Source organism: Staphylococcus simulans (assembly GCF_003043455.1).
Classification (GTDB): Bacteria; Bacillota; Bacilli; order Staphylococcales; family Staphylococcaceae; genus Staphylococcus; species Staphylococcus simulans_A.
Genome location: NZ_PZGG01000037.1, coordinates 1 through 24,714, shown reverse-complemented (window position 1 = coordinate 24,714; position 24,714 = coordinate 1). Strand labels below are relative to the sequence as shown.

22 protein-coding genes are annotated in these 24,714 nt (G+C 35.9%); 9 read left to right on the top strand and 13 right to left on the bottom strand.

Going from position 1 to position 24,714, the window contains the following annotated elements; all coding sequences use genetic code 11:
* Window positions 1-144 precede the first annotated feature (144 nt).
* Window positions 145-648: a universal stress protein gene (locus BU038_RS07895; RefSeq protein WP_107605563.1), complete on the top strand. Its 504-nt coding sequence runs from the start codon at window positions 145-147 to the stop codon at window positions 646-648.
* A gap of 136 nt (window positions 649-784) precedes the next feature.
* Here BU038_RS07895 and BU038_RS07890 read toward each other — a convergent pair whose 3' ends face one another.
* The 7 genes from BU038_RS07890 to ezrA form a co-directional block, all read right to left on the bottom strand.
* Window positions 785-1,981: an acetate kinase gene (locus tag BU038_RS07890; protein WP_107605562.1), complete on the bottom strand. Its 1,197-nt coding sequence runs from the start codon at window positions 1,979-1,981 to the stop codon at window positions 785-787.
* An 83-nt stretch (window positions 1,982-2,064) separates the two neighbouring features.
* Complete coding sequence (locus BU038_RS07885; protein WP_002481187.1) at window positions 2,065-3,012, bottom strand: class I SAM-dependent methyltransferase; 948 nt, start codon at window positions 3,010-3,012, stop codon at window positions 2,065-2,067.
* A gap of 116 nt (window positions 3,013-3,128) precedes the next feature.
* The gene (gene tpx / locus BU038_RS07880) at window positions 3,129-3,629 is read right to left on the bottom strand and encodes a thiol peroxidase (RefSeq protein WP_107605561.1); all 501 of its coding nucleotides are present in this window, start codon (window positions 3,627-3,629) and stop codon (window positions 3,129-3,131) included.
* 192 nt (window positions 3,630-3,821) lie between these two features.
* Window positions 3,822-4,595 carry a TSUP family transporter gene (locus BU038_RS07875; protein ID WP_107605560.1) on the bottom strand — a complete coding sequence of 258 codons (774 nt, stop codon included), beginning with the start codon at window positions 4,593-4,595 and terminating at the stop codon, window positions 3,822-3,824.
* Between the two features lie 29 nt (window positions 4,596-4,624).
* Window positions 4,625-5,848: a tRNA uracil 4-sulfurtransferase ThiI gene (gene thiI / locus BU038_RS07870; protein ID WP_107605559.1), complete on the bottom strand. Its 1,224-nt coding sequence runs from the start codon at window positions 5,846-5,848 to the stop codon at window positions 4,625-4,627.
* Entirely contained in the window at window positions 5,845-6,984 is a 1,140-nt protein-coding gene (locus BU038_RS07865) for a cysteine desulfurase family protein (RefSeq protein WP_107605558.1), read from the bottom strand. The genes thiI and BU038_RS07865 overlap by 4 nt, the downstream gene beginning before the upstream one ends.
* Before the next feature lie 139 nt (window positions 6,985-7,123).
* Window positions 7,124-8,827, bottom strand: a complete 1,704-nt coding sequence (ezrA, locus tag BU038_RS07860; RefSeq protein WP_107605557.1) for a septation ring formation regulator EzrA — start codon at window positions 8,825-8,827, stop codon at window positions 7,124-7,126.
* Window positions 8,828-8,998: 171 nt separating this feature from the next.
* Between ezrA and BU038_RS07855 the strand changes: the two genes are divergently transcribed.
* From BU038_RS07855 to BU038_RS07845, 3 genes are all read left to right on the top strand, one after another.
* Complete coding sequence (locus BU038_RS07855; RefSeq protein WP_107605556.1) at window positions 8,999-9,472, top strand: GAF domain-containing protein; 474 nt, start codon at window positions 8,999-9,001, stop codon at window positions 9,470-9,472.
* 245 nt (window positions 9,473-9,717) lie between these two features.
* Window positions 9,718-10,323 (top strand): 30S ribosomal protein S4, encoded by a 606-nt coding sequence (gene rpsD, locus BU038_RS07850; protein WP_107605555.1) that lies wholly within the window; start codon window positions 9,718-9,720, stop codon window positions 10,321-10,323.
* A gap of 141 nt (window positions 10,324-10,464) precedes the next feature.
* A complete protein-coding gene (locus tag BU038_RS07845) occupies window positions 10,465-10,929 on the top strand; it encodes a hypothetical protein (protein WP_107605554.1) in 465 nt (154 codons plus the stop codon).
* A 260-nt stretch (window positions 10,930-11,189) separates the two neighbouring features.
* Here BU038_RS07845 and BU038_RS07840 read toward each other — a convergent pair whose 3' ends face one another.
* Window positions 11,190-11,939: a glycerophosphodiester phosphodiesterase gene (locus BU038_RS07840; protein WP_107605553.1), complete on the bottom strand. Its 750-nt coding sequence runs from the start codon at window positions 11,937-11,939 to the stop codon at window positions 11,190-11,192.
* 66 nt (window positions 11,940-12,005) lie between these two features.
* Here BU038_RS07840 and BU038_RS07835 point away from each other — a divergent pair, with 66 nt between their 5' ends.
* The 3 genes from BU038_RS07835 (at window position 12,006) to serA (ending at window position 15,357) form a co-directional block, all read left to right on the top strand.
* A complete protein-coding gene (locus BU038_RS07835) occupies window positions 12,006-12,446 on the top strand; it encodes an SACOL1771 family peroxiredoxin (protein WP_107605552.1) in 441 nt (146 codons plus the stop codon).
* A gap of 168 nt (window positions 12,447-12,614) precedes the next feature.
* Window positions 12,615-13,772, top strand: a complete 1,158-nt coding sequence (locus BU038_RS07830; RefSeq protein WP_107605551.1) for a pyridoxal-phosphate-dependent aminotransferase family protein — start codon at window positions 12,615-12,617, stop codon at window positions 13,770-13,772.
* A complete protein-coding gene (gene serA, locus BU038_RS07825) occupies window positions 13,765-15,357 on the top strand; it encodes a phosphoglycerate dehydrogenase (RefSeq protein WP_107605550.1) in 1,593 nt (530 codons plus the stop codon). Before BU038_RS07830 ends, serA begins: the two co-directional genes overlap by 8 nt.
* 56 nt (window positions 15,358-15,413) lie before the next feature.
* On the opposite strand, the gene BU038_RS07820 is transcribed toward serA, so the two are convergent.
* The 3 genes from BU038_RS07820 to BU038_RS07810 all read right to left on the bottom strand — a co-directional run bounded on the left by BU038_RS07820 (window position 15,414) and on the right by BU038_RS07810 (window position 18,838).
* On the bottom strand, window positions 15,414-16,535 hold the full coding sequence (locus tag BU038_RS07820; RefSeq protein ID WP_107605549.1) for an HAD family hydrolase: 1,122 nt from the start codon (window positions 16,533-16,535) through the stop codon (window positions 15,414-15,416).
* Window positions 16,536-16,645: 110 nt separating this feature from the next.
* Complete coding sequence (nagE, locus tag BU038_RS07815; RefSeq protein ID WP_107605548.1) at window positions 16,646-18,118, bottom strand: N-acetylglucosamine-specific PTS transporter subunit IIBC; 1,473 nt, start codon at window positions 18,116-18,118, stop codon at window positions 16,646-16,648.
* A gap of 108 nt (window positions 18,119-18,226) precedes the next feature.
* A complete protein-coding gene (locus BU038_RS07810) occupies window positions 18,227-18,838 on the bottom strand; it encodes a lysophospholipid acyltransferase family protein (protein WP_107605547.1) in 612 nt (203 codons plus the stop codon).
* A 197-nt stretch (window positions 18,839-19,035) separates the two neighbouring features.
* Here BU038_RS07810 and BU038_RS07805 point away from each other — a divergent pair, with 197 nt between their 5' ends.
* Window positions 19,036-20,205, top strand: coding sequence for a S1C family serine protease (locus BU038_RS07805; protein WP_107605546.1), 1,170 nt, complete (start codon window positions 19,036-19,038; stop codon window positions 20,203-20,205).
* A gap of 87 nt (window positions 20,206-20,292) precedes the next feature.
* Here the strand turns inward: BU038_RS07805 and tyrS are convergent, their stop codons facing one another.
* Window positions 20,293-21,555, bottom strand: coding sequence for a tyrosine--tRNA ligase (gene tyrS, locus BU038_RS07800; RefSeq protein WP_107605545.1), 1,263 nt, complete (start codon window positions 21,553-21,555; stop codon window positions 20,293-20,295).
* A gap of 363 nt (window positions 21,556-21,918) precedes the next feature.
* Between tyrS and BU038_RS07795 the strand changes: the two genes are divergently transcribed.
* The gene (locus BU038_RS07795; protein WP_107605544.1) at window positions 21,919-22,824 is read left to right on the top strand and encodes a transglycosylase domain-containing protein; all 906 of its coding nucleotides are present in this window, start codon (window positions 21,919-21,921) and stop codon (window positions 22,822-22,824) included.
* Between the two features lie 52 nt (window positions 22,825-22,876).
* On the opposite strand, the gene BU038_RS07790 is transcribed toward BU038_RS07795, so the two are convergent.
* Complete coding sequence (locus BU038_RS07790) at window positions 22,877-24,544, bottom strand: formate--tetrahydrofolate ligase (protein ID WP_107605543.1); 1,668 nt, start codon at window positions 24,542-24,544, stop codon at window positions 22,877-22,879.
* Window positions 24,545-24,714 lie beyond the last annotated feature (170 nt).

Here is a 24,714-nt window from a genome sequence, read left to right as displayed (position 1 = left end):
AAAAGGATGATAAGATTAAATTATCATGAAAGATAAGATATTCATAAAATTCAATCAACTGTAAAAATTCAATCACTACTTTTATTTCTAATATTCTGTCAATGTGGTAAAATATAAATGAATAGAAGAAGGAGGTCATGTACGATGTTAACTTATAAAAATATTTTAATCGCAGTAGATGGATCACAAGAAGCTGAATGGGCATTCAATAAAGCGGTGGAAGTGGCGAAACGTAACAACGCTAAACTTATCATCACTAATGTTATTGACTCTAGAACATATACTTCATACGAGGTTTATGATGTTCAGTTCACTGAAAAATCTAAACAATTCGCTGAAGAATTACTTAGAGGTTATAAAGATTTTGCCCAAAAAGAAGGCGTGGAAGACGTTGAAACACTCCTTGAATTTGGTTCACCTAAAGCAATCATTCCTAAAAAAATCGCACAAGAAGTCAATGCAGACTTAGTAATTTGCGGTACTTCTGGTTTGAATGCGGTAGAACGCTTTATCGTAGGTTCTGTTTCAGAAGCTATTGTTCGTCATTCACCTTGTGATGTTCTAGTAGTTCGTACAGAAGAAATGCCTGAAGATTTCGAACCTCAAGTAGCAACTGAAGAATTACGTAAACAATACCAAGCAAGATAATTCCATTGCTTTAATTATGAAATTTAGCCGATCAGTTTAAAAACTGATCGGTTTTTTCTTGTTTAAAAACGTCTTCAAACATAAAAAATCCAGTTAACAAGGCGTTCTGCCCTGTTAACTGGATGATTTTTATCAATTATAAACTACCGAATTTAACTGCATCACGTGCAATCATAACTTCTTCGTTAGTTGGAATAACTAATACTTTAACTGGTGAATGTGGGTAGTTAATAAATCCTTCTGAACCATGAATTTGTTCATTTTTCTTAGGATCCCAATAAACACCCATAAATTCTAAACCTTCTAATACACGGCCACGTACTTCGTCAGAGTTTTCTCCAACACCTGCAGTGAAGACGATAACGTCTACACCATGCATTTTAGCTGTGTAAGAGCCGATATATTTATGGATACGTGAAGCAAATACATCTAATGCTAATTTAGCACGTGTTTTACCTTCTTCTGCATCTTGTTCTAAGTCACGTAAGTCACTTGAAGTACCTGAGATACCTAATAAACCTGATTCTTTATTTAGGATATCTAATACTTCTTCAGCACTTTTACCTGTTTTTTCCATGATATATGGAATCAACGCTGGGTCAATGTCACCAGAGCGTGTACCCATTGTAACACCTGCTAATGGTGTGAAGCCCATTGACGTATCTACTGATTCGCCGCCATCGATCGCTGCGATTGATGCACCGTTACCGATATGACAAGAAATAATACGTAATTCTTCAATCGGACGATTTAGGATTTCAGCAGCACGTTGTGATACATATTTGTGACTTGTACCATGGAAACCATATTTACGGATACCATAGTCTTTATAGTAATGGAATGGCAAGCTGTATAAATACGCTTGTTCTGGCATTGTTTGATGGAATGATGTATCAAACACTGCAACATGAGGAATATTCGGCAATAATTTACGGAATGCACGAATACCCATTAAGTTTGCTGGGTTATGAAGCGGTGCTAATTCTGTCAATGATTCAATTTGTTTCTCTACCTCGTCTGTAACTAACGCAGATTCAGGGAATAATTCTCCACCATGAACAACACGGTGACCTGTACCATCAATATCATTGATGTCACGGATAATACCGTGGCTAATTAAGCTATCTAACATCAAATCAACTGCTTTTACATGGTCGCTGATTTCTTTTTCATCAGTAAATTTTTGACCGTTATACTCTACTGTGATTTTTGAGCCTTTAAGACCGATACGCTCAATTAAACCTTTACTTACTAGTTTTTCTTCAGGCATTTCTATAAGTTGGAATTTCAGTGATGAACTACCCGCGTTAATTGCTAAAACTAATTTTGACATAAAACTATGCCTCCAATATTTACATTTTCTTTTACCATATCTATTTAACCATTAATACAGTTCAATTTCAAGATTATTACAGTTTATTTTTTGTGATGATTTTGTTGCAGCCATTCTGACAATTCTTTTAAAAATCCTTGAAACTGTTGCGGAGATTTGAAATCTGGTATATTGGCTAACAATACTTCAACAGCATGCGTTACCTCGCGTTCCTTTTTCTGTAAAATCAAGATGGATTTACGAGATTGTTCAGTTTTGAACAAAGTTTTCGGCAAGTTCAAGAATGCTTGCATTTCTGTATCTGTTGCAATGAATTTTTCAAGCTGTTTTACATGTTCACCTTCAAAAATATTGCTAGGCACAATTAAAAATGCAAAACCTGCACCTCTTAACGCCTCAATTGCTTGTTCAATTAATAGGAAATGTGCATAACTATGTCCCTCTTCAAATCCTAGTTTCATTTCATGACTGCGATCATCTACTGGATAATACCCAACTGGTAAATCTCCAATGACAACATCCGCTTCTTCAAACGGCAATGGTAAGATCGCATCTTGCGGATAGACATCAAACGGAATTTCCAAGAAATTCGCTAAATGCACACTTACACGAGATAAAACTGGATCAACTTCAACAAGATGATGCATCAATGTTTGTTCTGTTAATACTTCATGTACAGTAGCACTTAAATGGCCACTGCCGCTTGTCAAATCTACAATATTCAGTTCTTTTTTATCTTGCGTGAACTGTTGCACTAAGAAACCAAGAATCAAGCCGATAGAATCTGGGGTAATTTGATGATTTGCTTGAATATCTTGTTCTTGTAATAAGCTTAAATATGCAAATTGGAAAGCTTTACGTCGGTCTGCTAATGTTGCTTGTTCTAATAAGTCTCGGTCATTGCGATAAATCTGTTCCATCGCAAGCCCTAAGTTCTCAATAAAACTTTGACCATTTTCTTTATTGAGTTCTTTTGTTTTTGTATCTAATTCATGAAACAAACGTTCCATAATTGTTTGTTCTTCAGCCATATTAAAATCCTTCCTAAAAAGACTGCTCATAATCAATGAATCTAAATTCTTACACTAATTATGAGCAGTCTGGTCTAATTTATTAACTTAAATTTATTTCAAATACATGCTTTGATTTAGTCTAGTTCTCTATATGCTTTTAATGCAGATTCGAAATCAGGGAAATCTGTACCTTCATTCACGATTTCTTTGTAAACAACTTTGTTATTTTTATCTAATACGAATACTGAACGTGCTAATAATTGTAAGTCGTCCATTAATACGCCAAAGTTTTTACCAAATGAATGTTTTTGATAGTCACTTAATAAAATAACATTGTCTAAACCGCTTGCTGCACACCATCTTTTTTGAGCAAATGGTAAGTCTTCAGAGATAGTAAGCACTACGCCGCCTTCTTCTTCTGATGCTTCTTCATTGAATTTACGAGTTTGTTTATCACAAACGCCTGTATCAATTGAAGGTACTGCACTGATTAATTTTTTCTTGCCATCATAGTCTGCAAGTGTAACTTCTTCTAAATCATTGTTTACTACTGTGAAGTCTGGTGCTACTTGCCCTTCTTCTACTGCATTACCTACTAATGTTACGGGATCTCCGCCAAATGTAATTTGTACCATATTAATAAACAACCTCCTGAGATTTTGTTAGTACTTTTTCTTTACCCCATTATACCGATATCAACACGTCAACTCCAATAATTATCCTTCGGTTGAATAAACTATTTACTAATTTCATGGAGAAGATTCATTGATTTGAAAAATTTATGTCCATAAGAAAAAAACTGCGTACAGTTTTAGACGCAGTTTACGTTAGCTTAACCATTGATGAATGTAATCATAGATATTTTTCAGAATTAATGCACTCGTTACGATGACAAACAATACTCTGACATAACCGACCCCTTGTCTTAATGCAAATTGCGCACCTGCATAAGAACCGACAATCATACTGAAAGCCATAATCAAGCCAATGCTGTAATCCACTTTTCCTAAGAACATAAAAAGCAATAGCGCTCCGATATTAGAAGCAAAATTAAGTACTTTCGCATTACCTGCAGCACTTAAAAAGTCAAAGCCGACAATCAGCAAAGTGAATAGCATAAACGATCCAGTACCGCCACCTAAAAAGCCGTCATAAAAGCCTATAAGCAATAACACACTTGTAAAAATAACAGCTTTTTTAGTTGAAAGTTTTTGATAAGTACGTATACTACCCCAGTCCTTACGCACCAGTGTATAAATCATCACGATAGTTAAAATAATAATGACGAGTGGCTTTAAGACTGCGGCTGGTAGAAACGATGCTAAACTCGCCCCACCCACTGCTGCTAAAAAGACAAATGGAAACAGCTTGCCTACAATTTTCAAATCAACTTTGCCTGAACGAATAAATTTAATTGCACTGGTTAAAGAACCAAAAGAGCTTGCTAACTTATTTGTTCCAAGCGCTGTGGCTGGTGGAAGACCTATAGCGAGCAAAGCCGGCGTTGATATCAAACCACCGCCACCGACTACCGCATCAATAAATGCTGCTAAAAATCCAAATACAATTATGATTAATATCAGTGTCAAATCCCATTCCACGATGTTTACCCCTTTTACTCACATATTACTTAGAATAAATCTTCCATTAACGCTTCTGTTGTTTTGTCTTTTTGACTTTGATAATTTTTAGTCACTTCAATTGTTTCAATACCTTCTACAGCACAATCAATCATTTCGCTAAAATCATATACACTTTCATAACGTTCCACTTTTTCAAAGTCAGGCTCTGTTACTGGATTTTTAGGTGTAAAGATTGTACAACAGTCTTCAAATGGTTGAATAGATGTTTCAAATGTGCCATATTGTTTAGCTTTAATCACAATCTCTTCTTTATCTAAAGTTAACAACGGACGTAATACAGGTGTTGATGTAACATGGTTAATCGCATACATACTTTTGAGTGTTTGGCTGGCAACTTGACCTAAATTTTCGCCATTAACAATTGCATCTGCACCAATTTGATGTACCAATTTATCAGCAATACGCATCATCATTCTTCTTGTAGAAGTCATCGTGTAACGTTCATGGACTACTTTATGAATTTGTTTTTGAACTTCTGTAAATGGTACGATATGCAATTTGATTGGACCTACACGCTCAGCTAAAATACGTGTTAATTCAATAACTTTTTCTTTGGCTTTCTCACTTGTAAACGGTGGGCTATGGAAATGAATGGCTTCAACAGTAACACCGCGACGCATGATTTCCATACCAGCTACAGGTGAATCAATACCGCCTGATAACATTAATAACGTTTTACCGCCTGTGCCGACTGGTAAACCGCCCACTCCGTCAATGACACGGTCATAAATGTAAATGGCATCTAAGCGTACTTCTGTTTTAATCACATGGTCTGGTTGTTTAACATTTACATGGACTTGCTCATTATTTTCTAATACCGCACCGCCGAGCATACGTTGTAATTGGTATGTGTCATAAGGAAATTGCTTATCTGCTCGTTTTACATCGATTTTAAATGAATCTCCGTCAGCGTATGCTTTCGCAAATTCACTTGCTTGTTTTTTTACAACTTCCAAATCTTTTTCAAGTTTCATCACAGGACTGATTGATTTCACGCCGAATACTTGGCTGATACGACGCATAATTTCTTCGATGTCCGCTTCAGGTGTCACTTCAATATACATTCTGTCTCGATTAGCTTTGACACGGTAGCCTTGAAGCGGCATCAAAGCTTGTTTGACATTTGAACGTAAACGGTTCACAAACATCTTACGATTCGCACCTTTAAGCGTTAATTCCCCATAACGCACTAAAATATGATCATAGATCATTTCTTTAACAACTCCTTCATTTCTTCATAAACAATTTTAAACGCTTCTTTAAAACCTTCAATATCTTCTTCAGTTGTTACTGCACCCATAGAAATCCGGATACTGCCTTCAATTCTTGATTCACTGATGCCCATTGCCAGCAACACTTCATTTAAACGGCTGTGTTTCGATGAACATGCGCTCGTTGTAGATAACATCACACCTTGTTTCGAGAAAGCATTGACTAATACTTCACCTTTCACACCATCAAAACCGACATTCAAAATGTGCGGTGCGCTGTGTTGCGGTGAATTCACATGAACGCCTGCGTAGTCTTTAAAAAACGCACGTAAGTCTTCATTCCATTGATTCAATCTTGATACGAGTTGTGCTTGTTCATTCACAGCATGTTTCAATGCTTTAACAATCGCAATATCCACAGGTAAATTGACGGTTCCACTTCTCAAACCATACTCTTGTCCTCCGCCATGAATCACAGGTTCAAGATTATGAATGTTACGTACTAGTAATAAACCTTGTCCTTTTAAACCGTTAAACTTATGACCGCTGAAACTCATACTATCTACACCATTAAAGTGTAACGGTACTTTACCGATAGCTTGTACAGCATCCACATGAAAATGTGCTTTAGGGTATGCTTCAAGTATTTCCGCAATCGCTTCAATCGGTTGAATTTGACCAGTAATATTATTCACGTGCATGCATGTGACAAGTCCAACATTTGGGTTCATCAATGATTTCAAGTGTTCTAAATCAATTGTACCTGCTTGAGTCACATTGACATAACGTAATTTAAACCCTTTTTCTTCTAAATGACGCATCACTTCAAGCACTGAAGGATGTTCTAAAACAGAAACAATAATTTCATTTGCATATGGTTTTCGGTTATAGGCAGCACCTTTTAGTGCCATATTATTTGATTCTGTCGCACCACTCGTAAAAATAATATCGTATCTATCTTTTAAATTCAGAATTTGATTAATTTGTAGCTTTGCTTGTTTCAACAATTGTTCGGCTTGCAAACCTGCTTGGTGTGGACTATTCGGATTAAAATACAAATCTTGGTTGACTTTAACAAAGGTGTCTAACACATCTTGTGCAGGTTTTGTAGTCGCTGCATTATCTAAATAAATCACTTTTTGTCACTTCCACTTAATGAATTCTATCTTTTTGAGTCTTTTGTTCCAATTTTAATATTTTACCACAAATCAATGATTTCTCAATACGTAAAAAAAGGCGAGAACAAATACTGCTCTCGCCTTCTTACATAATATGCTAAATTTGACTTTGTGAAACAACTTCATCTTCAATACGTTGTGAGATACCAGGATCTACTGAATCTAAAGCTTGTTCTGCGATTTCAATCGCACGTTTGTATCTATTGTTTTTAAATAGACGTTCTGCTTCGTTCAAGCTCTTATCAATGCTGCTGTCATCTTTACGATAACGGTTACCGTATTGAATTAACTTCTCAGCAAGGACTGCATTGACTAATACATCCATCGCTTCGTTTTCAAAATTATTCATTTGTAAGACAACTTTTGTCACTTTATCTTTCAAATGCTTCACATGAATTGGACGCTCATCAAACTGACTATTGATTTCACGAACTTCATGATCAATTTCGTTTTTCATAATAATGAAACGCTCAGGAACACTTGTTAAGTTAGAAGCTAACAACTTACGGTAAATTTCTTCTTTCTTACTTTGTACACGTAACAAGTTATCTTCTGCTTCTGCTTCATCTTCACGTAATTGAATTAAATGATTTTGAAGTTTTTCTTGTTTTTCATTAATTACTTTCACATGATCTTCAATGTACGCTAAGTTATCTTGAACTTCGCTGTAACGTACTGTCGATTTTGACATTTCTCTTAAGATTTCATCATAAACTGAAATCAAGTTTTGAATTTCATTTTCAAATTGACGTACATTTTGAATATCTGTCTCATTGATATAATAATTCTCGCGTACATATTCAATTTCAGTCTGTAATGTATAATTTGTATCTTTCGCACGGAACAAGTCATTTGTGATAACTTCTTTTGTTTCATCTACTTTATTTTTAGATTTCACTTCGTGCTCGATTAAATCATACATTTCATCAAGTTGATCATTGATCGCGTTTAATTTGTCATTAGCTTCTTCAAGCTCTAAACGACTAATCATCGGTTCAACAAAGCTCAACTCTGTTTTCATTGATTGTAAATTACTGTCGACTTTAACATGGTCTAAATCGTAGCCTTCAACCTTCAAGTCTCTGCAACCATATTTCAAGTCTTGGAATTGTCCTGGAAGTTCTTTTTGTGCTTCACGAATTAATTCCGGAATTTCTTGCATATCTTTTTGTAAGTAATTGATGTCTTCATTGAGCGTTTTAATATGCTCATATGCTTGTTGGTAATTCCCCTCTTCTTTAAACTCAGTATACTTCACAAGCTCAGGTTCAAATGACTCAATTTCTTTTTCTAATGGTGCTGCCGCTTCACCGAATTGATGACGGTTTGCTAAAACATCACGTTTCATTTCACGATATGCTACTTTGCTTTCTTCAAATAAGCGGTCACTTTCTTTATGCACAGCAAGAATATTCTCAACTTCTTCTGTTAATGTTGCATGTCGACTTTCATAACGATCCATTAATGCGTTTGCATCGTCTAACTCAGCTTGTGCTGCAGCAAATTTGAATTTATCAAAGTTTTCTTCCGCATTATGAATTTTCTCTTCAACCGGACTTAAATTATCATTAGTATTCTTTAATGATTCGCGCTTTAAGCGGTCATATTCTAGTTGTGTTTCACCCTTTAGGGTTAAATCGTCTAACTCTCTCAGACGATCGTCTAATGTTAGTTTCTCAACCTCTATCTTGCGCTCTTCGGTTTTTTCGACCACTTGACGTTTTGAAGAACGGAGATAGAACATGATACCGACAATTATAAGTGCAATAATTATAATTGCTAAGATGATATACAGTGCCATTGTTTTCTCCTCCTATTTAATCACTTCTCATTATAGCGTAATTTCTTGCCTCATTAAAATAAAATATTAATTTTCTTTATACAAAATTCAGAATAAGCACCTTAAATTGAAGTCTTACAGATGTACATATTATAATATGGAAAATGCTAGACAGAAAAGAGGTCATAATTTATGAAACAAACGACGACAAATTACCAATCAATCGCACAACAAATGAAAGGTTTAAATGCAGATGAAAAATATTTAATTACTTTGCTAAGTAACACTTCTGCTCTTTTAAACGAAAATTTAGATAATATTAACTGGATCGGTTTTTATCTAATGGAAGCTGGGCAATTAATTTTAGGTCCATTCCAAGGTAGACCAGCTTGTACACCTATTCAAGTCGGCAGTGGTGTTTGTGGAACATCTGTTGAAAAAGATATTGTACAACGTGTTGAAGATGTACATCAATTTCCAGGACACATCGCATGTGATGCACGTAGTCAATCAGAAATTGTGATCCCTCTCCATCGTGATGGTGAAGTCATTGGTCTTTTAGATATCGATGCACCAATTAAAGGACGTTTTACTCAAACTGATGAAGAAGGTTTGGTTTCACTAATGAAAATCCTTGAAGAACAAATTGCACAAACAGTGAAATAATTGTTTTACATGGAAATATGGATAAACCCTTGACTTTATTCGTCATAATGGTACAATACTCTTTGTGTGAAATAACGAAAGTAGCAATTGTATATTAATAGGCTCTATGTTGTTCCCAACGCGGACGTGCCGTGTAACCGGAGCTATGAGGCGAGGACACACAAAACAATATATCCTATTAAGCATACAATACTCTTTTTTGTTTTTTCATAACAACTACAAAAAACAAAAGGAGGAGTCTTAACATGGCTCGATTTACAGGTTCAAACTGGAAAAAATCTCGTCGTTTAGGTATCTCTTTAAGCGGTACTGGTAAAGAGTTAGAAAAACGCCCTTACGCACCAGGTCAACATGGTCCAAACCAAAGAAAAAAATTATCAGAATATGCGATTCAATTACGTGAAAAACAAAAATTACGTTACTTATACGGAATCACTGAAAGACAATTCCGTAACACATTCGATATCGCTGGTAAACAATCTGGTGTTCACGGTGAAAACTTCATGCGTTTACTTGCTCGTCGTTTAGACGCAGTTGTATATGCTTTAGGTTTAGCACGTACTCGTCGTCAAGCACGTCAATTAGTAAACCACGGACACATCGAAGTAGATGGTGGACGCGTTGATATCCCATCATACACTTTAAAACCAGGTCAAGTGATCTCAGTTAGAGAAAAATCTCAAAAACTAGACATTATCCAAGAATCAGTTGAAATCAACAACTTCGTACCAGAATACTTAGAATTCGACGAAGAAAAATTATCAGGTACTTTCGTACGTATTCCAGAACGTAGCGAATTACCAGCTGAAATCAACGAACAACTTATCGTTGAGTACTACTCAGGTAAATAATAAATCCGAGATTTCGATACTGCATCTTTTCAAAGGTGCAGTATTTTTTTATGTTTATTTTTCCCTACCCTTCTTTAAGTGCTAGTAAAATTCAGTTGTTTACGTCATAATATAGTTACTAATGAGAAGGAGTTACTCGATGTGAAAAACTGGTTGAAAAATAATACATTGATTATGATACTAGCGTTATTTTATATTATATGCGGTCTCATATTCTTACCAAGTTTTACTGAATACTTTGATAAAAGCTATTTTGAAAAGTCTATACTGAAAGTGATTATTGATGCTTTCATCGCAAATTTTGGGTTCGCATTATCCTTATCACTTGCAATTTCATTTGTACTTTCAGTCATTATTATGACTTATCAATATTTTAAAAATGATGAAGTAGATAATGTGATTAAAAGTTTTGCGTTTATTGTTTTAGTAGTTAATGTATATGTGTTTGTAAGTACCTTGATTCTATTATCTATTACTCAAGATAATGGAGAAGCGATTTTCGCGTTATTTGGTTTCTTTTATGGTTTCACTAAATATCTGCCATGGGCTTATAACATGATCAATGAACGGTTCAATATCTCAGACATAAAAATGAAGAAAAAATAAAGGATGCCTGTAAAATCAGACATCCTTTTATTATGCTTGTGTTGATTTAGCTTTTTTTCGTTTAATCACTCTATAAATCGTTACACCTATGATGACGATTATCCAGCTTATTAATTCTTTTTTATCCAGTCTTTGGATGGGTTTGAGGTTGAATTTCATCGTTGTTCGAGAAAAACAGCTATTATTTTAATAAACGTTTTTCTCTTATCTTCCCTTCTATTAATTAGATAATTTAATTATACAAGTGATATCCTAAGCAATCAATCTAATTCAAAATAATGATTCGGTCCATCTGTAATGATACCGTCTACCCCATCGATCATCAATTTTCGAATATCATTGATATCATTGACTGTATAAGGCAGTACTTTTAGATGATGCAGATGTGCTCTTTCTATAAACTTCTTGTTCACCAACTCATAATTAGGGTTGGCAAACTGACAAAATTTAGCTAATTTATTAAAATTCGGCATTTTGAACAAATATTTTTTCTTGCTTAGCAATACACCAAGTTGATATTTACGTGTGAGTTTAGAAATTTTTTCAATACTTCTTTCATCAAAGGACTGAATTATAACTTTATCTGCATCTAAGTGTGCATCTTCGATTTCTTTCAACAATTTTTCTTCTATATTGGGATATTTGCTTGGTTTCTTAATCTCAATCAATAAAGTGGTATCATGCGGTTCAACTAACTTTGCGACTTCTTTAAATGTCATTATTTTCGCACCGATAAATGTCGCATCTTTCCATGAACCGAAATCATAGCTTTTTAATTCATCTCGCGTATAATCTTTAACATACCCACTTCCATTAGAAGTTCGATCTATTTTATCATCATGGATAACAACGAGTTGATGATCTTTAGTTAAATGCACATCAATTTCTAACATATCTACAGAAGCATTCAACGCAGCTTTATAAGCTAATAATGTATTTTCTGGATAATCTAATGAGAAACCACGATGTGCAATAATTTGAAAATTCTCACTCGGAATCACTTTTTCCATGTTATTCACCCTTTTAATATTGTTGTAAAAACAATCTATCATAATTCATACGGAGGTCAAAGAGATATGGCAGAACACGATTTTATTGTAACCACACAATGGAGCGGCGGCAGAGACGAAACTGGTACTGTTAAAGGAGATGTTTTAAACGAAAACATTTCTATTCCAAGTTCACTTGGTGGTGTTGGTGAAGGTACAAACCCAGATGAAATGTTGATTGCTGCTGCCTCTTCTTGTTATATCATTTCATTAGCAGCCACATTAGAACGTGCACACTTCACAAATATATCTATTAATCAATCTTCAGTCGGGACCGCTTCACTCATTAATGGCAAATTCAAAATGGAAAAAATTACGCATTATCCAAAAATAACAGTTGAAGCTGACCAAAAAGAAGCACTTGAAAAACGCTTAGATAAACTTTTAAAAATTGCGGATAATAATTGCATGATTTCTAATTCCATCAGAGGTAATGTCGATATTCAAATTGATGCAGTCATTCTATAACAACGACCCAACCTTGTGTTGGGTTGCTTGTTATTTTATATTAAAACGCTTACAATATCGGTTTGATATAAAATTATCTGGTTTTAAGTAAAAATACACTTAAAGTGCCTTTATTATTTTCGGAATATTTGGTAAGATTAATGAATCTTACATTAGGGGGAAATCTATATGTATCATTATCCATTGTTATTGACACCTGGACCAACTCCGATTCCTGAACGCATTCAACGCGTCATTCAAGAACCGATGATTGGTCATCGCACAAAAGAATTTGAAGCAATCGCAGAAAAAGCATATAAAGGGTTAAAACCTGTATTCGGGGCTGAAAATGAGGTTTTAATCTTTACTTCCAGTGGGACAAGCGCATTAGAAGCAAGTATGGTTAATATTCTAAATCCAAATGATCATGTCGCTGTCATCGTTTCTGGTGCTTTCGGTAATCGATATAAACAAATCGCTCAAACATATTTTAAAAATGTACATGTCTATGAAGTCGCTTGGGGAGAAGCAGTAGATGTGGATGCATTTATTCAATATTTAAAAGCATTACCTGAACCTGTCACTGCTGTTTACAGTCAATATTGTGAAACATCAACTTCTGTGCTTCACCCTATTCATGAATTAGGTAAAGCACTTCATAAAAACTATCCAGATACTTACTTTGTAGTTGACGGTGTAAGTTGTGTCGGAGCTGTAGACGTAAACTTAAAACGCGACTACATTGATGTATTAGTTTCAGGAAGCCAAAAAGCGATCATGCTTCCACCAGGTTTAGCATTTGCAGCTTATTCAGATCGCGCTAAAGCACGCTTTGCTGAAGTTGAAACACCACGCTTTTATTTAGACTTTAATAAATACATTGCATCAGCAGAAAAAAATTCAACACCATTTACACCAAATGTAAGTCTTTATAAAGGTGTTGCTGCTTATGCAGATTGGATTGAAGAACAAGGCTTTGAAAACGTTATAGAACGTCATAACGTAATCAGAGATGGTTTAAGAGCAGCATTAAAAGCTTTAGACCTGCCTTTACTTGTTAAGGATGAATTTGCTTCACCAACTGTAACCGCATTTGTACCTAACTCTCCAAGTGAGGTCGCAACCATTAAAAATGAATTGCTAGATCGTTTCAACATCACTATCGCCGGCGGTCAAGGTAAATTAAAAGGTCAAATTCTTCGTATTGGTCACTTAGGTCAAATTGATACTGCCGACATTTTACAATGCATCAGCGCATTAGAAATTGTACTTTCAGAATTACGCCATGAATCACATATCGGCAAAGGTACTACAGCATATTTAGGGGTGGTAAAAGCTTATGTATAAAATTTTAGTTTCAGATCCCATTGCTAAAGATGGTTTACAAACATTATTAGACGATCCAGATTTTGAAGTAGATATTGATACAGGACTTTCTCCAGATGAATTAATAGAAAAAATCAAAGCATATGACGGTTTAATCATCCGAAGCCAAACACAAGTCACACCTGAAGTCATTGAAGCTGCGGAAAACTTAAAGATTATTGCACGTGCAGGTGTTGGTGTCGATAATATTGATAGAGATGCTGCTACGAAACATGGTGTATTAGTGATTAATGCTCCTGATGGGAATACCATCTCTGCAACTGAACATTCAATGGCAATGATACTTGCAATGGCGCGTCAAATTCCTGAAGCCAATCAATCATTAAAAGAAGGCAAATGGAATCGTTCTCAATTCAAAGGTACAGAGTTATATCATAAAACGTTAGGTATCATCGGTACAGGACGTATCGGACTCGGTGTTGCGAAACGTGCGAAAAGTTTCGGTATGAAAATTATCGCTTTTGACCCTTACTTAACTGCTGAAAAAGCAAAAGAATTAGACATCGAACGCGCAACAGTTGATGAAATTGCACAACGTGCTGATTTTGTAACAGTGCATACCCCACTGACACCTAAAACTAAAGGTTTAATCGACGCAGATTTCTTTGCACAAGCAAAACCTAACCTACAAATCATCAATGTCGCTCGTGGCGGTATTATTGATGAACAAGCTTTAGTTGACGCATTAGACCAAGGTTTAATCGCACGTGCTGCCATTGATGTGTTTGAACATGAACCTGCGACTGATTCACCTTTAACTAAGCACGATAAAATTGTTGTCACACCGCACTTAGGTGCGTCTACAGTTGAAGCTCAAGAAAAAGTGGCGGTCTCTGTTTCAAATGAAATAGAAGAATTCTTCCATACTGGCAATGTCCGTCATGCAGTCAATGCACCAAAAATGATTTTTGGTGAAGAAGATAATGAGTTACAAGAATACTTGAACTTATGTGACATGGTTGGCAAAGTGTGTATCCAATTATTAGGTAAAGCGCCACGTGAATTGAAAATTAAATTCAGTGGTGAATTAGTTAAAGAAGATACAAATATTCTAACACGTACTATTGCTAAAGGTATTTTATCTCAAGATTTAGCTGAACGTGTGAACTTAGTTAACGCCCTTTTCTTATTAAATGAACAAAATGTAGTTTATAATGTTGAAAAAGATGCGAAATCACGTTCTTTCAACAACTACATTGAATTAACAATGATCAACAGAGATCGTAAAGTAACAGTCGGTGCCACTGTTTTAAATGGCTATGGTCCACGTATCGTTCAAATCAACGACTACCCTGTTGATTTCAAACCAGAAAAATATCAATTGGTCATCCATCACCAAGACCGTCCAGGTATCGTAGGACGCACGGGACAAATCCTAGGTGAATACGATATCAATATCGCTTCTATGCATTTAGGACGTACTACACAAGGCGGTAATGCGATGATGATCATCTCTGTCGACATGCCTGTCTCTGATGAAGTCATCGACGCATTACATCAAATCGATGGTTTTGAATCTATACAATTCGTAGATTTAAATAAATAATAAAAAGTAAAAAACCAGCAAACTGGAGTTCAAATCCAAGTTTGCTGGTTTTTTCATTACAATAAAATTGAGCGAATATCTAACACATTATCCACAATATAATCTGCGTGATACGATTCTAATTCTTCTTTGGCTTTTTTCCCTTTTAAACCTGTTAAAGTCCCGATAAACGTAGCACCTGTCTTTTGTGCGCTAAATAAATCTGCGAGAGAGTCTCCAACTATGTATATCTCTTCTCCAGCAAATATCTGTTCTTGTTGTTCAGCATAATTTCGATAATCTGCTTCATTATTACCGTTGTATGCAGCCACGTAACAAAATGGGTTCGGTTTACCCAAAGGTTTTAATTCAGGAAACATTTCTTCTGCTTTTAATACTTCTGTCGCAGAAACGACATGTGACTCATCAAAGTATTTTAGGAATCCTTTATCTTCAAACGGCACTAAAGTTTCCGTTCTTGGGCGTCCGGTCGCAACAGCTAACGTATAGCCCGCTGCTTTTAAGTCATTTAATAAAGTTTTGATTTTATCCGCTTCTGCCAATTCTTCTTCATGATAAATATACCCTGTTTTAAAATCGCTTCTCGGAATTTTTTCCTCAACCTTACGATATAAACGATGTCCTAAATACCATTCTTGGAAAACTTCTTGTGCAATTTCCCATAAAGGACTGCGAATTTCAAATAATTCCGTATGATCTGTATCAAGTTGTTCTGCCGCATAGTTGCGTAAATCACGATAAATTTTTGTTTTACCTGATTCTGCGTTTTCGATGAAGTGAAGCGGCTTCATAAAGTCGACTTGTTGACGACCAACCAATTCTCCTACTTCCTGAATGGTCACATCTGTAAACGGATGCGCTGTTAAAAAGGCTTCCCTATCTTCTTTCGATAACGTTTTGAGTAAATCAATCAAATGAATCGATAACACGATAAACAACATATCCCAGTTGGAATTCAAACCACGAGATTTCATCGCATTTAAGATGTTATCTTGATCAAAAACAACTTGGCGAATCAAGTTGATTTCACTATCATTAATAGAATTAAATGTCACTGTCGGCATTAACTTTAAAAAGTGCTGACTCATCAACATCTCGTATACCGTCAACGCTGATACATCAAAACACCTTTCTTCACTTAAAAATACACCATCAACATCAAATAATACTGCTTTCATTTCTCCACCTACTTCGGAAAATTCAGAATAATTAATATTATACAAACTTATACATAAATAAGCAATAGAACGGAGACAACTCTTCACAAAGCGTCTCCGTTCTCTTTACTTTATTCTGTTTCTAATTGTCTTTCTACTTCATCTGCGACTTGTTGTACTTGGGTACCTATAATCACTTGAACATTATGCTGACCGCTTGTCGTTACACCTGCAGCACCTGATTGTTTAATTTGCGCTTTATCAATTTGATCGATATTCGCTACCTCTAAACGTAATCGTGTGGCGCAGTTCGTTAATGAAGTAATATTTTCTTTGCCTCCTAAACCAGAAATGATTTGTGAAGACATTGCGGTATACTTACCGCCTTTACCTTGTGTTGTTGATGCATCTTCAGCCTCTTCATCTACAGGATCCGCAATTTGTTCATCTCCACGTCCAGGTGTATTTAAATTAAAGACAGAGATTGCGACTCTGAATACAATATAATAAATCACAAAGAATACAACGCCTTGGACCATCAACATCCATGGATGGTTTGAAACTGGATTAATTAATGATAGCAAGAAGTCAATTAATCCTGCACTAAATGAGAACCCTGCAGTCCAATGGAACAATGCAGCGATAAATAAGGATAAACCTGTTAATAATGCATGAATCACAAACAATACCGGTGCCGCAAACATAAATGCAAACTCAATCGGTTCAGTTACACCGACGAAGAAAGCTGAGATGGAACCAGCAAGCATTAAACCCGCGACACGTTTCTTTTGTTTAGATTCTGCTGTTTGATACATAGCTAAAGCAGCTGCAGGTACACCAAACATCATCACTGGGAAGAAACCAGCCATATATCTGCCCGTGATACCTTTAACCGCACCTTCACCAGTTTGGAATTTAGCAATATCATTAATACCTGCTAAATCAAACCAGAATACTGAATTTAACGCGTGATGTAATCCAGTCGGAATTAATAAACGGTTGAAAAAGCCGTACAAGAATGCGCCAAATGCGCCGAAATCCATAATCCATTTACCAAATGCAATAATGCCACTATATACGAATGGCCATACAAATAGTAAAACAACAGTTAAAATAACTGATAAGAATGCTGTCATAATGGGTACTAATCGCTTACCACTAAAGAATGATAAAGCAGTCGGTAATTCTGTTGCGCTGAATTTGTTGTAACAAAAAGCTGCAATTAAACCAATAATCAAACCGATAAAAACGTTTTGGTTATTCATTGCTGAAAAACCGATATTTAAACTATCTTCTTTCACTTGCATAATTTCTGCTAAAGTTTCTGTTTTTAGTACTGATGTCACTACAAAGTAACCCACAACGGCTGCAAGTGCGACAGATCCGTCGTTCTTTTTGGCCATACCTAATGCCACACCAATCGCAAATAATAAACCAAGTTGATCTAATACTGCGATACCACTTTGGAAAATAAATTCAGCTAAAGTTGGTGTAACCTCTAATGCTTTTAATAAGTTACCGATACCAATAATAATAGCTGCTGCGGGTAAGACGGCAACTGGCAACATTAATGAACGTCCAAGACGTTGTAAAAAGTTATACACTGTTCATTCCTTCTCTCTATATAAAATGATATAAAATGCACAAAAATAAAGTCAGATGCGGTGAAGGAGCTGTGTTCTCTACCATCATCTGACTTTTGTGTCATGTTATTATTTAGGTAACTGTTTCAATTCTTGTTGTAAAGCTCTAGTGCGTTTAGTTAATTCTTGTGTAATATAATCCACTTTTTCATGACGTTTCTTTAAATGGTCTGGTAAGTCATTGGTATCAATCGGTTCACCGAAGATAATTTTCGCTTTACCTGTTACCATGCCCATAATTTTATCTGGACCTTCATAAGCAGCAGGTACGATAGGTACCTTTGCCATCATAGCAATCGTAGCTGCACCACGTTTTAATGGTGTTTCTTCAGAAGTACGATGTCCTGCTGGGAACATGCCGATTGTTTTATTTTTCTTTAATAAATTCACAGGTGTTTTAATCGTACTTGGTCCCGGATTTTCACGATCCACTGGGAAGGCATTTAATGATTTTAAGAAGTTGCCGAAAGCTGGATTATAAAACAACTCTTTTTTAGCCATATAATGGATTTGATTTGGGTAAAGTGCCATGCCGAGCATAATCACTTCGTTATAACTTTCATGGTTGCAGGTCACCACATAACGATTAAGCTGCGGAATATTTTCTCTACCATAAACTTTAAGTGATTTACTTAGTTTGACAATAATCCAATATAAAATACTGCTGATAAATTTATACATTCTGTCACCTACTAAATTGTTTATTTAACTATACAAATTCTATCACTTCCGCCTCTCAGCAACAAGCCTATTTCAAGCTTCTGTTGATTCTGACATCAATAGGCATACTTGAATTTGTCACACCCCATAGCAAATTAGTAGAAATTATGAACTAAACATATGATAATAATAAAAAGAAACATATTGGGAGGAATTCAATGACTGAATACTATAATGAAAATCATCAACCGCCTAAACGTTCATTCCCATGGTTACGTGTGATTCTCATCGCTTTACTATCGGGAATTGTCGGTGCTTTAATTGTCTTCGGTGCCTCGAAATTGATGAATTCATCAAACGACGGTGCCACCGTACAAGAAGCTTCAAATAGTAAAGGTGGCAACGTTTTAGACGGTAAAAGTTCAAAATATAAATCTGTCAATCAAATGATTAACGATGTCTCGCCTTCTATTGTAGGTGTCATCAATATGCAGAAAGCACAAAGCTTGGAAGATTTCTTTAACGGAAATGCTGGTAAATCACAAGAAGCCGGCATCGGTTCTGGTGTAATTTATCAAAAATCAGGTGACGGCGCTTATATTGTGACAAACAATCACGTTGTAGATGGTGCAAGTGAAATCAAAGTCCAATTACATGACACCAAACAAGTTGATGCTAAATTAGTCGGTAAAGACGCCCTAACGGATATTGCGGTATTGAAAATTGAGAATGCACCAGGTACAAAAGCAATCAAATTCGCAAACTCTTCTAAAGTTAAAACAGGTGACAGCGTCTTCGCGATCGGTAACCCATTAGGATTAGAATTTGCGAATACTGTGACATCAGGTATCATTTCTGCGAATGAACGTACAATTGAAACACAAACATCTGCAGGTAATAATAAAGTGTCTGTACTACAAACAGATGCGGCAATCAATCCTGGTAACTCAGGTGGTGCTTTAGTCAATTTAGATGGCGATTTAGTCGGCATTAACTCTATGAAGATCTCAATGGCACAAGTTGAAGGTATCGGATTTGCGATTCCAAGTAATGAAGTGAAAATTACAATTGAGCAACTTGTTAAACACGGTAAAGTCGAACGTCCTTCTATTGGTATCGGTACAATCAATATCAGTGATATCCCTGAACGTTATAAACGCGAATTGGATACTGATCGTAATGATGGTGTCTATGTGGCGAAAGCATCAGGCAGCAGTGAACTTAAAGAAGGCGATATTATCATTGAAGCAGATGGTAAAGCTATTAAAGATGATAGTGATTTAAGATCTTACTTATATGAAAACAAAAAGCCAGGCGAAACATTGAAAGTTAAAATAATTCGTGATGGCAAAAAACAAGACTTAGATGTACGCTTAGGTAAAAAATAATCACATCAACACATATTAAAAACGCTTGGAGAAGGTTTTTGCCCTCTTCAAGCGTTTTTAGTTAGTTTCATTTTCGAAATAACTCTATTATTGGTATTTCACCATGAAGTATTTCTTTTTACCGCGACGTACAATTGTAAATTCATTATCAATTTTATCTTCGTCAGTAATTTCATATTTTAAATCTTGTTGACGTTCACCGTTAATGTAAATCGCACCGTTTGAGACATCTTCACGCGCTTGACGTTTAGAAGAAGAAATGCCCGCTTCTACAATGAAATCAACAATATTTGTTGTATCTTGGCTTACTGCTGCTTGTGGTACATCTTTGAACCCTTCACGTAATTCTTGGCTGCTTAATGCTTTTAAATTACCGCTGAATAAAGCTTCTGAAATACGGATGGCATCATCTAAAGCTGCTTGTCCATGAATGAAGCTTACCACGTTTTCAGCCAATGCTTTTTGTGCTTCACGTTTATGAGGTGCTTCATTTTTAGATGCTTCTAATCGTTCGATTTCTGCTTTATCTAAGAATGTAAAGTATTTTAAGAACTTGATGACATCTTCATCTGATGTATTGATCCAGAATTGGTATAGTTCATAAGGGCTCGTTTTCTCAGCATCTAACCAAACCGTACCTGATTCTGATTTACCGAATTTTTTACCATCTGCTTTTGTAACTAATGGGATAGTGAACCCGAATGCTTCTGTTTGACCGTACATACGACGCATTAATTCGATACCACTTGTAATGTTGCCCCATTGGTCAGAACCGCCGATTTGTACTTTACAGTTATACTCACGGTTTAAATGACCGAAGTCGATTGCTTGTAAAATCATATATGTGAATTCAGTGTATGAAATTCCTTTTTCTAAACGAGATTGCACTGAGTCTTTACCTAACATGTAATTCACACCTACATGTTTACCGTAATCACGTAAGAAATCGATTAAAGAAATTTGGCTTAACCAGTCTTTATTGTTAACGAGTTGTGCTGCGCCTTCCCCATCAAAATTAAAGATTTTGTCCATTTGTGCACTGATACCACGTACGTTGTCTTCAACTTGTGATTCTGTTTGTAACACACGTTCGTCCGTTCTGCCTGATGGATCACCAATCATACCTGTACCGCCGCCAATTAAAACAATCGGTTTATGACCGTATTCTTGGAAACGACGTAATGTTAATAATGGCAATAAATGACCAATATGCATACTATCTGCAGTCGGGTCTACACCACAGTATAATGTCACTTGTTCTTTATCTAATAATGTTTTTAATCCTTCAGCATCTGTTTGTTGATATACTAAGCCACGCCACTCTAAGTCTTGTAATAATTCATTTGTCATTTTATATTCCTCCTCATATTTTGTGTTTGTTGTGTTTTAGAAATTTGGAAATAAAAAAAACCCTTACAGACGAATTCTGTAAGGGCGCATCTATTGCACGGTACCACCATACTTAAAAAGGTTACTATCATTAATGATACGTTCATTAAGTCAAACGTTGGATACTTACAATGAAGGCAACAGGTGTATTCGCTTATTTGTTGTTACTGGTTCGCAGCGACCACCAGTTCTCTGAAAACAATCAAATGAGTTACTTTTCCTTATCCAAAACATATTAATTTGATTTCATTATAATCAACTGTTTTTTAAAAGTCAACTTGAATTCAATTATGCTATACTATGTTTAATTAACGGAGGCGAAACATGAAACCATTTAAACTTAATGAACCCTTAGCTTCTACCCCGCTTCGTATCTTTGAACAATGGTATAAGCGGATTAAATATTCTTTCGTTTGGCTGTTCATTATTATTTTGCTGACTATGAGTTTAGCAACCGGTTTATTAGTCGGTTTCTTCATGAGTATGACGGCTCAATCAGAAAATATTACAGATTCAGAACTACGCGAAGCTGTCCTGAACGTACCTGGTGATGAACAAGTCAATTATGCTAAGAAAGATTTCTTAACACAATATGATCACTCACAAAATCCTTTATTAGTAGGTCCAAAAAGTGTGAATGCTTTAATACCAAAAGCGTTAATCGCTTCTGAAGATTCTTTGTACTATAAACATGATGGTATCTTACCTAAGGCGTTACTAAGAGCCATTTACCAAGATATTTTTGAAACTGAGGTGTCTTCAGGCGGCAGTACCATTACGCAACAAGTGATTAAAAATCAAGTGCTGAATAATGATAAGACCTATAATCGTAAAGCAAATGAAATTGTATTGGCACTCAAACTTGAACGGATTATGACTAAAGAAGAAATCTTATATACGTATTTGAATATCGTACCTTTTGGGCGTGATTATAACGGTGATAACATTACCGGTATTGGATCCGCTTCGTTTAGTTTATTCGGGAAACCACCGAGTGATGTGAATGTGCCTGAAGCGGCTTATCTCGTCGGATTAGTACAAAGCCCCTATTACTATACGCCTTATCAAGCTGATGGCACACTTAAGCCTAAAGATGAGCTTGATATAGGATTACAACGTCAACATTATGTGTTGTGGCGTATGAGGGTTGAAGGATTGATTTCTGAAGCTACGTATGAAAAAGCAGAAAAATATGATATAGAAGCCCATTTAATGACAAAAAGACCCTGAAGATATGAGTGAAAAACTCACACTTCAGGGTCTGTCTTATTTAAAGTTTATATTAGAATAAACCTTTCGCATGGCCGTCTTCAGTAACGTCCATATTTAGTGCTGCTGGTTTCTTAGGTAAGCCAGGCATTGTCATAATCGCACCTGTTAAAGCAACGATAAAGCCAGCACCTGTTTTAGCTTGTAATTCTCTGATTGTGATTTCGAAATCATCAGGCGCACCTAATAAATCTTTATCATCTGAGAATGAATATTGTGTTTTAGCCATACAAACTGGGTAGTTGTCCCAACCGTTATCTTTAATTTGTTTTAATTGTTTTTGTGCTTTGCTAGTAAATGTTACTTTTTTACCGCCATAGATGTTTTTAACAATTTTTTCGATTTTTTCTTCGATTGGTTCTTCAAGTTCGTAAGTATTTTTGAAATCATGTTTTTCATTTAATACTTCTTTCACTTGTTCAGCTAATTCAATGCCGCCTTTACCGCCTTTTTCCCAAACTTCAGTTAAAGCAATGCGTACATTGTTTTCTTTTGCCCAGTCTTCAACTACTTTAGTTTCAGCATCTGTATCTGCTACGAATGCGTTTAATGCTACAACTGGTTCTACACCGAATGAACGGATGTTTTTGATATGACGTGCTAAGTTTTCTAAACCATCTTTGACTGCTTGAACATTTTCTTCTTTCAAGTCATCTTTCGCTACGCCGCCATGCATTTTCAATGCACGAATTGTCGCAACAACTACGGCTGCACTTGGTTCGAATCCTGCTTTACGTGATTTGATATTCATGAATTTTTCAGCACCTAAGTCTGAACCGAAACCAGCTTCAGTCACCACAACATCAGCTAGTTTACGTGCTGTTTCCGTTGCAAGAATTGAGTTACAACCATGTGCAATGTTTGCGAATGGTCCACCATGGATTAACGCTGGTGTACCTTCAATTGATTGAACTAAGTTAGGTTTGATTGCATCTTTAAGAATCATCGCAAGTGCACCTTCAACTTCTAAATCTGCAACTGTAATCGGTTTACGATCACGTGTATAAGCAACTGTAATTTTTGAAATGCTTTCTTTTAAGTCTTTTAAGCCAGTGCTTAAGCAAAGAATTGCCATAATTTCAGATGCTACTGTGATGTTGAATCCATCTTCACGTGGAACACCTTGTGTTGGTCCGCCAAGACCTACAACAACTTGTCTTAATGCACGGTCGTTCATGTCTAACACACGTTTCCATTCGATACGACGTTGGTCAATACCTAACGCGTTACCTTGATGGATGTGGTTATCAATGAATGCTGATAAAGCATTGTTTGCTGTAGTAATCGCATGGAAGTCACCGTTAAAGTGTAAGTTGATATCTTCCATCGGTAATACTTGTGCGTAGCCGCCGCCAGTTGCGCCACCTTTAATACCGAACACTGGACCTAATGCAGGTTCACGTAATGCCATAATGACATTTTCTCCTAGTTCGTGGAATGCATCTGCTAAACCAACAGTTACAGTTGATTTACCTTCACCAGCTGGTGTCGGACTCATTGCAGTAACAAGAACAACTTTCCCTTTGTCCCCATTGTCTTTTAATTGGTTGATGTCGATTTTGGCTTTATAGTGACCATATGGTTCTAAAGCATCTTCCGAAATACCAATCTTTTCTGCAATGTCTTTAATTGGTTGTAATGTAGCTTGATTCGCGATATCCAAATCTGATAAATGACTCAATTCATTCAGCCCCTTATTTAGTAATTGAATTACAGCCTCAGCAACCATCAGTTTATGTTTATTTATCATGTAATTTTATGCCCTCAACGCTCTAAAAATACATTTGGATAAATACATTAAAAAGAGGCTTGCTTCAACTGTCTCAACACATTCTACTTCATTCATCATAT